Annotated in this window: 16 protein-coding genes and 1 pseudogene; all 17 read right to left on the bottom strand. The window is 41.2% G+C overall.

Annotated elements, in window-relative coordinates:
- Nucleotides 1-393: 393 nt before the first annotated feature.
- A complete protein-coding gene (rpsI, locus tag H0185_RS01215; protein WP_221870417.1) occupies nucleotides 394-786 on the bottom strand; it encodes a 30S ribosomal protein S9 in 393 nt (130 codons plus the stop codon).
- A 20-nt stretch (nucleotides 787-806) separates the two neighbouring features.
- On the bottom strand, nucleotides 807-1,244 hold the full coding sequence (rplM, locus tag H0185_RS01210; protein ID WP_221870416.1) for a 50S ribosomal protein L13: 438 nt from the start codon (nucleotides 1,242-1,244) through the stop codon (nucleotides 807-809).
- A gap of 183 nt (nucleotides 1,245-1,427) precedes the next feature.
- Complete coding sequence (gene truA, locus H0185_RS01205; protein WP_221870415.1) at nucleotides 1,428-2,162, bottom strand: tRNA pseudouridine(38-40) synthase TruA; 735 nt, start codon at nucleotides 2,160-2,162, stop codon at nucleotides 1,428-1,430.
- A gap of 12 nt (nucleotides 2,163-2,174) precedes the next feature.
- Nucleotides 2,175-2,972 carry an energy-coupling factor transporter transmembrane component T family protein gene (locus H0185_RS01200; RefSeq protein ID WP_221870414.1) on the bottom strand — a complete coding sequence of 266 codons (798 nt, stop codon included), beginning with the start codon at nucleotides 2,970-2,972 and terminating at the stop codon, nucleotides 2,175-2,177.
- On the bottom strand, nucleotides 2,969-3,838 hold the full coding sequence (locus tag H0185_RS01195; RefSeq protein WP_221870413.1) for an energy-coupling factor ABC transporter ATP-binding protein: 870 nt from the start codon (nucleotides 3,836-3,838) through the stop codon (nucleotides 2,969-2,971). The genes H0185_RS01200 and H0185_RS01195 overlap by 4 nt, the downstream gene beginning before the upstream one ends.
- The gene (locus tag H0185_RS01190) at nucleotides 3,814-4,653 is read right to left on the bottom strand and encodes an energy-coupling factor ABC transporter ATP-binding protein (protein WP_221870412.1); all 840 of its coding nucleotides are present in this window, start codon (nucleotides 4,651-4,653) and stop codon (nucleotides 3,814-3,816) included. The genes H0185_RS01195 and H0185_RS01190 overlap by 25 nt, the downstream gene beginning before the upstream one ends.
- A gap of 473 nt (nucleotides 4,654-5,126) precedes the next feature.
- The gene (rplQ, locus tag H0185_RS01185; protein WP_221870411.1) at nucleotides 5,127-5,489 is read right to left on the bottom strand and encodes a 50S ribosomal protein L17; all 363 of its coding nucleotides are present in this window, start codon (nucleotides 5,487-5,489) and stop codon (nucleotides 5,127-5,129) included.
- A gap of 78 nt (nucleotides 5,490-5,567) precedes the next feature.
- Complete coding sequence (locus tag H0185_RS01180) at nucleotides 5,568-6,512, bottom strand: DNA-directed RNA polymerase subunit alpha (RefSeq protein ID WP_221870410.1); 945 nt, start codon at nucleotides 6,510-6,512, stop codon at nucleotides 5,568-5,570.
- 168 nt (nucleotides 6,513-6,680) lie between these two features.
- A complete protein-coding gene (gene rpsK / locus H0185_RS01175) occupies nucleotides 6,681-7,070 on the bottom strand; it encodes a 30S ribosomal protein S11 (RefSeq protein ID WP_221870408.1) in 390 nt (129 codons plus the stop codon).
- A gap of 24 nt (nucleotides 7,071-7,094) precedes the next feature.
- Nucleotides 7,095-7,460 (bottom strand): 30S ribosomal protein S13, encoded by a 366-nt coding sequence (gene rpsM / locus H0185_RS01170; protein WP_221870406.1) that lies wholly within the window; start codon nucleotides 7,458-7,460, stop codon nucleotides 7,095-7,097.
- A gap of 21 nt (nucleotides 7,461-7,481) precedes the next feature.
- Nucleotides 7,482-7,595, bottom strand: coding sequence for a 50S ribosomal protein L36 (gene rpmJ / locus H0185_RS01165; RefSeq protein ID WP_017473641.1), 114 nt, complete (start codon nucleotides 7,593-7,595; stop codon nucleotides 7,482-7,484).
- Nucleotides 7,596-7,630: 35 nt separating this feature from the next.
- Nucleotides 7,631-7,849, bottom strand: a complete 219-nt coding sequence (infA, locus tag H0185_RS01160) for a translation initiation factor IF-1 (protein ID WP_025909748.1) — start codon at nucleotides 7,847-7,849, stop codon at nucleotides 7,631-7,633.
- A 159-nt stretch (nucleotides 7,850-8,008) separates the two neighbouring features.
- Nucleotides 8,009-8,116 (bottom strand): annotated as a pseudogene (locus tag H0185_RS01155) (M24 family metallopeptidase); the annotation flags it as partial.
- Between the two features lie 63 nt (nucleotides 8,117-8,179).
- Complete coding sequence (locus H0185_RS01150) at nucleotides 8,180-8,830, bottom strand: adenylate kinase (RefSeq protein ID WP_221870404.1); 651 nt, start codon at nucleotides 8,828-8,830, stop codon at nucleotides 8,180-8,182.
- Between the two features lie 57 nt (nucleotides 8,831-8,887).
- Entirely contained in the window at nucleotides 8,888-10,183 is a 1,296-nt protein-coding gene (secY, locus tag H0185_RS01145; protein ID WP_221870402.1) for a preprotein translocase subunit SecY, read from the bottom strand.
- Nucleotides 10,183-10,623 carry a 50S ribosomal protein L15 gene (gene rplO / locus H0185_RS01140; protein ID WP_221870400.1) on the bottom strand — a complete coding sequence of 147 codons (441 nt, stop codon included), beginning with the start codon at nucleotides 10,621-10,623 and terminating at the stop codon, nucleotides 10,183-10,185. Before rplO ends, secY begins: the two co-directional genes overlap by 1 nt.
- Nucleotides 10,624-10,656: 33 nt before the next feature.
- Nucleotides 10,657-10,839, bottom strand: a complete 183-nt coding sequence (rpmD, locus tag H0185_RS01135; protein WP_221870399.1) for a 50S ribosomal protein L30 — start codon at nucleotides 10,837-10,839, stop codon at nucleotides 10,657-10,659.
- Nucleotides 10,840-10,849 lie beyond the last annotated feature (10 nt).

Below are 10,849 nucleotides of genomic sequence, written 5' to 3'. Positions count from 1 at the left end.
TCTTTCTCGGGCACGCTGGGTTTTCCACCGTTCCCTTTTCCACCTTCTCCACCCATTTTCGGGCACGCTAGATTTTCCACCGTTCCCTTTTTCACCTTCTCTCCCCCTTTTCGGTAACGCTGGGGTCTCCACCGTTCCCTTTTTCACCTTCTCCACCTATTTTCGAGCACGCTGGGTTTTCCACCGTTCCCTTTTTCACCACCTCACCTCTTTCTCGGTCACGCTAGGTTTTCCACCGTTCCCTTTTTCACCTTCTCTCCCCCTTTTCGGTAACGCTGGGGTCTCCATCGCTACCTTTTTCCCCTTCTCTCCCCATTTCCTTTTCCCTTAGATTTAAAAATCATAAAAAAAGACCCCCAACCAATTGGTTGAGAGTCTTCCGTAGCGTAAAAATTAACGCTTTGAGAACTGAGGTGCACGACGAGCGCCTTTAAGACCGTATTTTTTACGTTCTTTCATACGAGCGTCACGAGTTAATAATCCTGCACTCTTAAGAGCTGGACGGAATTCTGGATCAGCTTGTAGTAACGCACGAGCGATACCGTGGCGGATTGCGCCAGCTTGACCAGTGTAGCCGCCACCTTTAACGTTGACAAGAATGTCATAAGCGCCAACTGTTTCAGTTGCCACTAGAGGTTGCTTAACAACCTCACGTAAAGCTGCGAATGGGATATAATCTTCGATTTCACGATTGTTAACGATAACTTTGCCTTCGCCAGGTACTAGACGTACACGAGCTACGGAGCTCTTACGACGACCTGTTCCGATATATTGAACTTGTGCCAAGTGTATAACCTCCTTAATAATTATCCGCGAAGTTCGTAAACTTCAGGTTTTTGTGCTTGATTTTGATGCTCACTACCTGCATATACATGTAGCTTTTTGAAGATTTGACGTCCTAAAGAGTTCTTTGGAAGCATACCTTTAATTGCTAGTTCAAGCATTTTTTCAGGGTAGTTTGTACGCATTTCAAGAGCCGTTCTTTGCTTCAAACCACCTGGGTGCATTGTGTGACGGTAGTAGATCTTGTCATTGATCTTATTACCAGTCAATTGAATTTTTGAAGCATTGATAATGATGACGTGGTCACCAGTGTCAACGTGTGGTGTAAAAGTTGGTTTATGTTTACCGCGCAAGATGGCTGCAACTTCGCTTGCTAGACGACCAAGAGTTTGGCCTTCTGCATCTACTACATACCATTTACGCTCGATATTCTTGGCATTAGCCATAAAAGTTGAACGCATGAATGTCCCTCCTAAATTATCCATAAAAATCATTTTTCGTTTCGCATGTCATTTGATATATTACAACACAGATAAGTTCCGGGGCTTATCAGTGGGTTTAAAAATATCATACCTGAATATGATATAACTTTAGAGTCCTAATGTCAACACCAGGATTAGTTGTCATGGAATTTTTATTCCAACTTAATAAAAAACTTCCCAAAGATATAAGCCATGACCAGGTACTGTCTTTCCCGCATACTGCCGGTCCTTTTTATCAAGGATTTCCTTAAACGTGCTAGGTTCCCGGTCCCCTCGGCCTGCTTCAAGAAGTGTACCGACGAGAATCCGAACCATATTATAAAGAAATCCATTTCCTACAAAGCGGACAACTAGTAAATTATTTTCTTCAAAAATATCAATACTTTCTAGAGTCCTAACCTTATCCTCTACCTCTGTCTTCGCAGAGCAAAAGCTAGTAAAATCATGGGTCCCAATGAGAGCAGCAGATGCCTCTTCCATCTTCTTAACATTGATTGGATATGTGTAATGATAGGCATAATGCCTTAAAAACGGGTCACGTTGCCTTGTTTGACTGATAAAATAACGATATTCTTTTCCAATTGCATCAAAGCGTGCATGAAAGTCGCTCGAGATCCTAACAGCCTGGAGAACGACAATATCGTCGGGCAGGTGGGCATTTAGAGCGATCACCCATTTATCCTCTGGAAGATTCAGTGGGGTGTCAAAGTGAATCACTTGTCCTTTTGCGTGGACGCCCGCATCGGTGCGACCTGAAGCACTAATCTTGATACTCTCGCCTTTGTGAAGCCTTGCCAGAGCGGCTTCTATGTCACCCTGCACGGTTCGTTTATTAGGCTGTACCTGATAACCAGCAAAACCAGTTCCATCATAAGCAATCGTACATTTAATCCTCATAACCAAACCCCATTATCCTCTAAATACCAACAGTAGAATTGTAACGAATAATAAGCCAACAATCATTAAGGTATCGGCAACTGCCCATGAAAGCTGGCGATATTTGGTGCGACCCTCTCCACCCTTATACCCACGCGCCTCCATTGCAACAGCAAGCTCCTCAGCTCGCTTAAAGGAACTAATAAACAGCGGAATTAACAAAGGAACGACCGCTTTAAGACGATCTTTGATTGGGCCACTTGTATACTCGACTCCTCTTGCTGTTTGCGCCTTGATAATTTTATCCGTTTCTTGCATTAAAGTTGGGATAAACCTTAGGGCAATCGACATCATTAACGCAAGTTCATGAACTGGAAATTTCACTTTTTTCAAAGGTCCCAATAACCTTTCCAAGCCATCCGTAATTTCGATAGGAGTAGTAGTCAAAGTTAGGAGGGAAGTAATTAAAATCAAGAGGAAAAACCTTAGCGAGATAAAAATACCTTGCCTTAACCCCTCTTCATAGACTTTAAACCATCCTAAGTCTAGAATAATCGCTCCTTCTTTCGTTAAAAACAGATGAAGGAAAAAGGTAAATAGGACCAACCAGAGGACAGGCTTTAAACCCCCTATTAAAAATCGTGCCTGTATTTTAGAGAAACTTGCCATTAAAAAGGTATAAAGTACTAAAATTCCATAAGTCCAAATATTATTTGCAAGAAAAATAACACAAACAAATAAAAAGACAATGATTAATTTGGAACGTGGGTCCATTCTATGCAAAATGGAATCTGCGGGAACATACCGGCCGATAATCATTTTTTCCATCATCGTGGTACCCTCCCCGTTAGAAAATCAGCCATTACATCCGTCAGTTCATCCTCAGTAAGGCAAGTTTTACTAAACTTCGTATTAAAGGCCTTTTCTACTTTCATTTGAAAGCGTAGGACTTCAGGAACGTCCAGACCATGAGCTAATAACTCTTCAGGATTTGAAAAGATTTCTAATGGCTTCCCTTTTTTCAAAACAGTACCTTTGTGCATAATGACAATTTCATCTGCATACCTAGCAGCATCTTCCATACTATGAGTGACCAGTACTGTTGCCAAACCACGTTCCTTGTGAAGAGTATAAAATAAATCCATGATTTCCTTACGACCTCGTGGGTCAAGACCGGCAGTAGGCTCGTCTAGTACGATACACTCGGGTTCCATCGCTAATACCCCTGCAATTGCTACACGTCGCATTTGGCCTCCAGAAAGATCAAATGGAGATTTTTCAAGGATACTTTCCGATAAACCAACCTGCTTAATGGCATCTCTTGCCCGCCTTTTCGCTTCTGTTTCAGACACACCAAAGTTCATCGGTCCAAAACAGATATCTTTCTCAACGGTTTCTTCAAAAAGCTGATGCTCGGGAAACTGAAAAACAATCCCAACCTTTTCGCGGATCCCTTTTAAATTCTTTTCCTTCCGCCCTGCCTTTATCTCACGGCTACCAATCACTACGGCTCCCTTAGTCGGTTTTAACAATGCATTCAAATGTTGCAAAACTGTAGATTTTCCAGAGCCCGTGTGTCCAATAATGGCCAGATAAGAGCCAGAGGGGATGTCGATAGATACATCTTTAATCGCTAACCGTTCAAAAGGAGTGTCAGCCGAATAACGATATTCTACATTTTTGAGTGAGATGTCCATAACTCTGCCACCAACTCTTCTTCTGTTAGATAATGCCTATCAAGGCTAATTCCTTTTTCACGTAGCTTCTTACTAATTTTAACTGAAAACGGAATATCAAGACCGAGCTTTACAAGCTCTTCGTCCATCTCAAATATTTCTTCAGGCGTTCCCTCACGATAGATTTCTCCTTGATTCATCACAATGATTCGATTTGCCTTCGATGCTTCTTCAAGATCATGCGTAATGGAAATAACCGTAATCTTTTCTTCCTTTTGTAAATTCATAATTGTCTCGATGACCTCTCCTCGTCCCCTAGGGTCAAGCATAGAGGTAGCCTCATCAAGTATAATAATAGATGGTCTAAGGGCTAGTACACCAGCAATGGCCACTCTTTGCTTCTGTCCCCCAGACAGATGGTGTGGCTCTTGATCCAGAAACGAATCCATATTAACCTTTTTTAACGCGTCAACAACCCGATCGCTCATAATCTCTACTGATACTCCATTATTTTCAAGCCCAAAAGCCACATCATCTTGAACGGTCGTTCCAACAAATTGGTTGTCTGGATTTTGAAAGACCATACCTATTTGCTTTCGAATTTCCCATATAGAGTCCTCTGAGAGTGTAATACCCGCTACATTAATCGTTCCCTCTTTCGGAAATTGTAGCCCGTTCAATAACCTCGCTAGAGTGGATTTACCAGAACCATTGTGACCAACAATGGCAAGCCATTCACCCTCATACACTTCCATACTAATATGATTTAATGCGGGAGTTTCTTGCGATTCATACTGAAAGCTTACATCGTTAAGTACAACTAGTGGTGAATTCATTGCCTTCCTCCCCTCAACTCATCTATTTTTTGTATGAACAATAAATCATCAACAAAAAAACATCTCTAAATACAAAAAAAGCCTGCCCCTCTTCCCAGCGGAAAAGGATTCCGCAATAAACAACAGCATCCAAAATGGATGGGGAAGAGGTGCATGAGCTAGACGAGTCACACAAGAAAAGTGCAGGCAACTAAGCATGAATTGACCATGTATATACCATTAATGTGTAATGGCTATTCATAAGGACCAATCCTATTCCTTAAGTCACAGCTAGACCTTTAAATATATTCCTACTTGCTTAAACAAGATGAGGAAAGAGTAGATCTAGCCTCACTTTCTTTTTTTACAGTATGCTCATCGTAACACTCGTATTGGCTTGTACGATGTATTCTATTTGGTTATCTATAAAAAAAGGGGATGAAACAAGTTTCTTAAAACTGTCCATCGCCCTTGTTTTGAGAGAGTTTAAATTATTAAACTAGCTCGATGATAACCATTGGCGCACCATCACCGCGGCGTGGTCCAATCTTCATGATGCGAGTATATCCACCTTGGCGTTCCGCATAACGTGGAGCGATGTCAGCAAATAACTTTTGAAGTGCATCTTGGTTCGTTTCTGCATTAGCAACTTCATTACGTATCCAAGCAGCAGCTTGACGACGTGCATGAAGGTCACCACGTTTTCCCAAAGTAATCATTTTTTCTGCAACTGAACGAAGCTCCTTCGCACGAGTTTCAGTTGTTTCGATTCTCTCATTGATGATTAGGTCTGTAGTTAAATCACGCAGCATAGCTTTACGCTGTGAACTTGTACGTCCTAACTTTCTGTATCCCATGAGTTTTCCCTCCTTTTTTGAAGTTCAGTAGAAGTAAAATGAGAGGTCACAATAAAATGCCTAGTTAAATGCAATTAACTAGTCATCTTTACGTAAGCCTAAGCCTAGTTCCTCTAGTTTTGCTTTTACTTCTTCTAACGATTTTCTTCCTAAGTTACGTACCTTCATCATATCCTCTTCAGTCTTATGAGCAAGCTCTTGAACAGTATTGATACCAGCACGCTTTAGGCAGTTATATGAACGAACAGAAAGGTCGAGTTCTTCAATAGTCATTTCAAGAACTTTTTCTTTTTGATCTTCTTCTTTTTCAACCATAATTTCAGCATTCTGCGCTTCATCAGTAAGACCGACAAAGAGATTTAAATGCTCATTAAGGATTTTTGCCCCAAGAGCAACAGCTTCTTTAGGACCATTGCTTCCATCTGTCCATACGTCAAATGTCAGCTTGTCAAAGTTGGTCATCTGTCCCACGCGTGTATTCTCAACTTGGTAAGAAACACGTGAAACTGGAGTATAGATGGAATCGATTGGGATAACCCCGATCGGTTGATCTTCTCGTTTATTTTGATCAGCCGGTGTATACCCACGACCTCTTCTAGCAGTTAGGCGCATGCGAAGTGAACCTTTGCTTGAAAGAGTTGCAATATGAAGGTCGGGATTTAGGATTTCAACATCACTATCATGAGTGATGTCAGCAGCCGTTACAGCTCCCTCGCCTTGCATATCTATTTCGAGTGTCTTTTCATCCTCAGAGTAAATCTTCAATGCTAGTTTCTTTACATTCAAGATGATAGAAGTGACATCTTCTACAACACCCTCAACTGTAGAGAACTCATGAAGTACTCCATCGATTTGAATGGATGTTACAGCGGCACCTGGAAGTGAGGATAAAAGGATACGACGTAAGGAGTTACCCAAAGTTGTACCATATCCACGCTCAAGCGGTTCTACGACAAACTTGCCGTACTTGGCATCATCGCTGATCTCAACCGTTTCGATTTTTGGTTTTTCTATTTCGATCATCAAATATACCCTCCTTCAAAACGTCGAAACCCTCAGCAGGTATAATTCCTAACCGAAAGTCCCCATGTATACGTTCCCGTATGTGCACAACAACTGAACTAATTATCTGCACGAATATTTTGTATCATATCCCATTATTGACACAGATACAAATTCTATACAGAAAAATTAAACACGACGACGTTTTGGTGGGCGGCAGCCGTTATGTGGAACTGGAGTTACGTCTTTGATAGCAGTAACTTCTAGTCCAGCAGCTTGAAGTGCACGGATAGCAGCTTCACGACCAGCACCAGGACCTTTTACAGTTACTTCAAGAGTCTTCATTCCATGTTCCATAGAAGTTTTAGCCGCAGTTTCAGCAGCCATTTGCGCAGCAAATGGAGTAGATTTACGTGAACCTCTAAATCCAAGAGCACCTGCACTTGACCAAGAAATTGCATTACCATGAACGTCTGTAATAGTCACAATTGTATTATTGAAAGTTGAACGAATATGCGCAACTCCTGCCTCAATATTCTTTTTGACGCGGCGTTTGCGTGTATTAGTTTTACGAGCCATTTAACTGTTGACCTCCTTTACTTATTATTTTTTCTTGTTAGCTACAGTCTTACGAGGACCTTTACGTGTACGAGCATTGTTCTTTGTGTTCTGTCCACGAACAGGAAGACCACGACGATGACGTAAACCGCGGAATGATCCGATTTCCATTAAACGTTTGATGTTTAGGGAAACTTCACGGCGAAGGTCACCTTCAACCTTTAATCTATCAACGATTTCACGAATCTTTGTAAGTTCATCTTCTGTTAAGTCGCGAACGCGAGTATCTACAGAAACACCTGCTTCAGCAAGAATCTTTTCAGCAGTTGGTCTGCCAATTCCAAAAATGTAAGTTAATGAAATAACTACACGCTTTTCACGTGGAATATCTACACCAGCAATACGTGCCATGAATGCGCACCTCCTTCTAATTTAGCCTTGTTTTTGTTTATGTTTAGGGTTTTCACAGATCACCATTACTTTGCCGTTTCTACGGATTACTTTGCACTTTTCGCAGATTGGCTTAACCGATGGTCTCACTTTCATTACTCTAACCTCCTTAATAGTACGGAGCAACCAGTTTATTTAAAGCGGTAGGTAATTCTTCCGCGAGTCAAATCATATGGAGAAAGCTCAACTGTTACTTTATCTCCAGGCAGGATACGGATGAAGTGCATCCGGATTTTTCCTGAAACATGAGCTAACACTGTATGACCGTTCTCTAACTCTACCTTAAACATGGCATTAGGCAAAGTCTCAAGCACTGTGCCTTCCACTTCAATTACATCGTCTTTTGCCATTGAACTTCGTCTCCCTTCTTCACGTCATATGTGGTTTACAAACAGGGCATTCGTCAACCTTATGATTATATCATATTGGTCTGATTCCGTCTGCTAATATGTTGCTAGCAAATATTGTTTGCTATTTTCGAACCCGAATGACCAAACAATCATCTAAAAAACTTGTGGTTCCTCATGTAATTCTTGCCCGATTCCATGTCCGACATACTCACGCACAACTAGAAAGCCGTTTGTTTCCACATATGATTGAATGGCATGGGAGGTGTTCCTTTGTCATTCGCCCAGCTTCTTGCGTGTTTTTACACTCACGAGAAGTTTTGCAATGAATCATTAAGACAAGCTCCCAAGCAATTTTTCAACTTCAGTGAAAACCGTACCGATTTCCTGCTGACCGTTAATATTGCGTAAGTAGCCTTTGCCTTCATAAAAGTCTAAAAGTGGTTTGGTTTGTTGAATATTAACTTCCAAACGGTTTTGAACAGTCTCTGCATTATCGTCAGCGCGTTGATATAATTCTCCACCACAACGATCACAAACACCTTCATTAGCCGGTGGGTTAAAGACAAGATGATAGGTTGCGCCACAATCTTTACAGATTCTACGCCCTGTCAACCGCTCCATTAGAATACTTTGGTCAACATCAATGTTGATAACAAAGTTAATTTTTTTATTTAAGTCTGCAAGAATTTGTTCAAGTGCCTCTGCTTGAGCAACAGTGCGTGGAAATCCATCTAACAAGAAGCCATTATCACAATCCGGCTTACTTAAACGTTCACGGACAATTCCGATTGTTACTTCATCCGGTACAAGGGCACCTTGGTCCATAAATGACTTTGCTTGCAGCCCAAGTTCCGTTCCATCTTTGATAGCCGCACGGAACATATCTCCGGTTGAGATATGAGGGATGTTGTATTTTGAAACAATTTTATCGGCCTGTGTGCCTTTACCAGCACCCGGGAGCCCCATTAGAACTAAATTCACAAGAATTCCCCCCAGTTCTCTAATGAAGGAATAGGGAACGTATGTCCCCTAATCCATCTATTTAATAAAACCTTTATAGTGTCTTTTCACCAATTGGCCTTCTAGTTTTTTCATTGTGTCTAGTGCAACACCGACTACAATTAGTAAACCAGTTCCTCCAATTTGTACACTTTGTGGAAGACCAGCAACTTTAATGAAGAATACAGGCAATACAGAAATGACTGCAAGAAAAATTGCGCCAACAAAAGTCAAACGAGTTAAAACCTTTGTTAAGTACTCTTGTGTATTCGCACCAGGACGAATACCAGGAACATACCCACCTTGCTTCTTCAAGTTTTCAGCCACCTTTTCAGGGTTTACTTGAATGAAAGCATAGAAGTAAGTAAACGCAACAATTAAAGCAACATAAATGATCATTCCGAGTGGTCTCGTATAATCAAATGTATTTTGAATCCAAATCGTTACATCATTTGTACCAAAAAACTGTGCAATCGTTGGAGGTACAATGATAAACGAAATTGCAAAGATGACAGGAATAACACCCGCAGCATTAACCTTTAACGGTAAATGAGTGGACTGAGCTCCAGCGGAATTATTCCCAACAGACATCCTTTTTGCATACTGAATTGGAATTTTTCTTAACGCCTCTTGGATGAAAATTACTCCAACGATAACCGCAATTATCGCTAAGATGATAAGAACAACCGTAAGAATACGTAAGAAAAGAGCTTCCCCAGCACCTTCAAATTGTTGTGTATAAATCTGGTTTACTATAGTTGGAAGTCCCGCAACAATACCCGCAAAGATAATGATTGAGATCCCATTTCCCGCACCTTTTTCTGTAATTTGCTCGCCAAGCCACATTAAGAATGCAGTACCAGCCGTTAATACAGTAGCGATAAGAAGGTAGCTACCGATTCCGCTATCGGAAATTAGCAAGCCACCAGCCAAATTATTAAATCCATAACTCATTCCAAAGGCCTGGATAAACCCGAGGATGATCGTAAAGTAGCGAGTGAACTGCGCTAGTTTTCTACGACCAACGTCCCCTTGTTTTGACCATTCAGTGAACTTTGGAACCACATCCATTTGCAACAATTGGATGATGATGGAGGCAGTAATATAAGGCATAATTCCCATCGCAAAGATGGAGAAGTTTTGGAGTGCACCGCCACCAAATACATTTAGTACACCGAAAGCACTTAAAGTATCTTGTGCTTTTAATATATCAGAATTCACACCTGGCACCGGAATAAAGGCACCAAGGCGAAATACAATCAACATTAAAAGGGTGAAGAGAATTTTGCTTCTGATTTCACCCACGCGCATAAAATTGGAGATTGTTTGAAACATTAGATCACCTCAGTTTGACCACCAGCAGCTTGAATTGCTTCTTGAGCTGCAGAGGAAAACTTATGAGCTTTAACAGTTAGTTTCTTCTCCAAGTTACCATTAGCAAGAATTTTTACTCCTGCAAGTTCCTTTTTGACTAATCCTGTTTCAATCAAAAGTTCTGGAGTCACTTCGGTTCCGTCTTCAAAACGATTTAAAGCATCAAGGTTAACCACAGCGTATTCTTTACGATTAATGTTCGTAAATCCACGTTTAGGTAGACGTCTAGCTAAAGGTGTTTGACCACCTTCAAATCCAGGACGTACACCCCCGCCTGAACGAGCATTTTGACCTTTATGACCTTTTCCAGCTGTTTTACCATTACCAGATCCAATACCACGGCCTTTACGCTTACGCTCCCCGCGAGATCCTTCTGCAGGCTTTAGTTCGTGAAGTTTCATGTTGGCACCTCCTTGTTCTAAAAACTATAAAATTTATTTTTCGTTCACCTTTACAAGATGAGACACTTTATTGATCATACCACGAATAGCAGCATTATCTTGGTGCTCAACTGTTTGGTGCATTTTTTTCAATCCTAGGGCCTTAACTGTTTCACGCTGATCTTGCGGACGACCGATCAAGCTGCGTGTGAGGGTAACTTCTAATTTAGTTGCCATTTGATTTCCC

It is taken from the genome of Mesobacillus maritimus (assembly GCF_019749255.1).
In the GTDB taxonomy this organism is placed as follows: Bacteria; Bacillota; Bacilli; order Bacillales; family Cytobacillaceae; genus Mesobacillus_B; species Mesobacillus_B maritimus_A.
This window is presented reverse-complemented; position numbering and strand designations above follow the sequence as displayed.

Bases quoted from the DNA above. Each gene is read 5' to 3' on its own strand.
- rplM (WP_221870416.1), bottom strand. From the start codon at position 1,244: ATGCGTTCAACTTTTATGGCTAATGCCAAGAATATCGAGCGTAAATGG.
- truA (WP_221870415.1), bottom strand. From the start codon at position 2,162: ATGAGGATTAAATGTACGATTGCTTATGATGGAACTGGTTTTGCTGGT.
- H0185_RS01200 (WP_221870414.1), bottom strand. From the start codon at position 2,972: ATGATGGAAAAAATGATTATCGGCCGGTATGTTCCCGCAGATTCCATT.
- H0185_RS01195 (WP_221870413.1), bottom strand. From the start codon at position 3,838: ATGGACATCTCACTCAAAAATGTAGAATATCGTTATTCGGCTGACACT.
- H0185_RS01190 (WP_221870412.1), bottom strand. From the start codon at position 4,653: ATGAATTCACCACTAGTTGTACTTAACGATGTAAGCTTTCAGTATGAA.
- rplQ (WP_221870411.1), bottom strand. From the start codon at position 5,489: ATGGGATACAGAAAGTTAGGACGTACAAGTTCACAGCGTAAAGCTATG.
- H0185_RS01180 (WP_221870410.1), bottom strand. From the start codon at position 6,512: ATGATCGAAATAGAAAAACCAAAAATCGAAACGGTTGAGATCAGCGAT.
- rpsK (WP_221870408.1), bottom strand. From the start codon at position 7,070: ATGGCTCGTAAAACTAATACACGCAAACGCCGCGTCAAAAAGAATATT.
- rpsM (WP_221870406.1), bottom strand. From the start codon at position 7,460: ATGGCACGTATTGCTGGTGTAGATATTCCACGTGAAAAGCGTGTAGTT.
- rpmJ (WP_017473641.1), bottom strand. From the start codon at position 7,595: ATGAAAGTGAGACCATCGGTTAAGCCAATCTGCGAAAAGTGCAAAGTA.
- infA (WP_025909748.1), bottom strand. From the start codon at position 7,849: ATGGCAAAAGACGATGTAATTGAAGTGGAAGGCACAGTGCTTGAGACT.
- secY (WP_221870402.1), bottom strand. From the start codon at position 10,183: ATGTTTCAAACAATCTCCAATTTTATGCGCGTGGGTGAAATCAGAAGC.
- rplO (WP_221870400.1), bottom strand. From the start codon at position 10,623: ATGAAACTTCACGAACTAAAGCCTGCAGAAGGATCTCGCGGGGAGCGT.
- rpmD (WP_221870399.1), bottom strand. From the start codon at position 10,839: ATGGCAACTAAATTAGAAGTTACCCTCACACGCAGCTTGATCGGTCGT.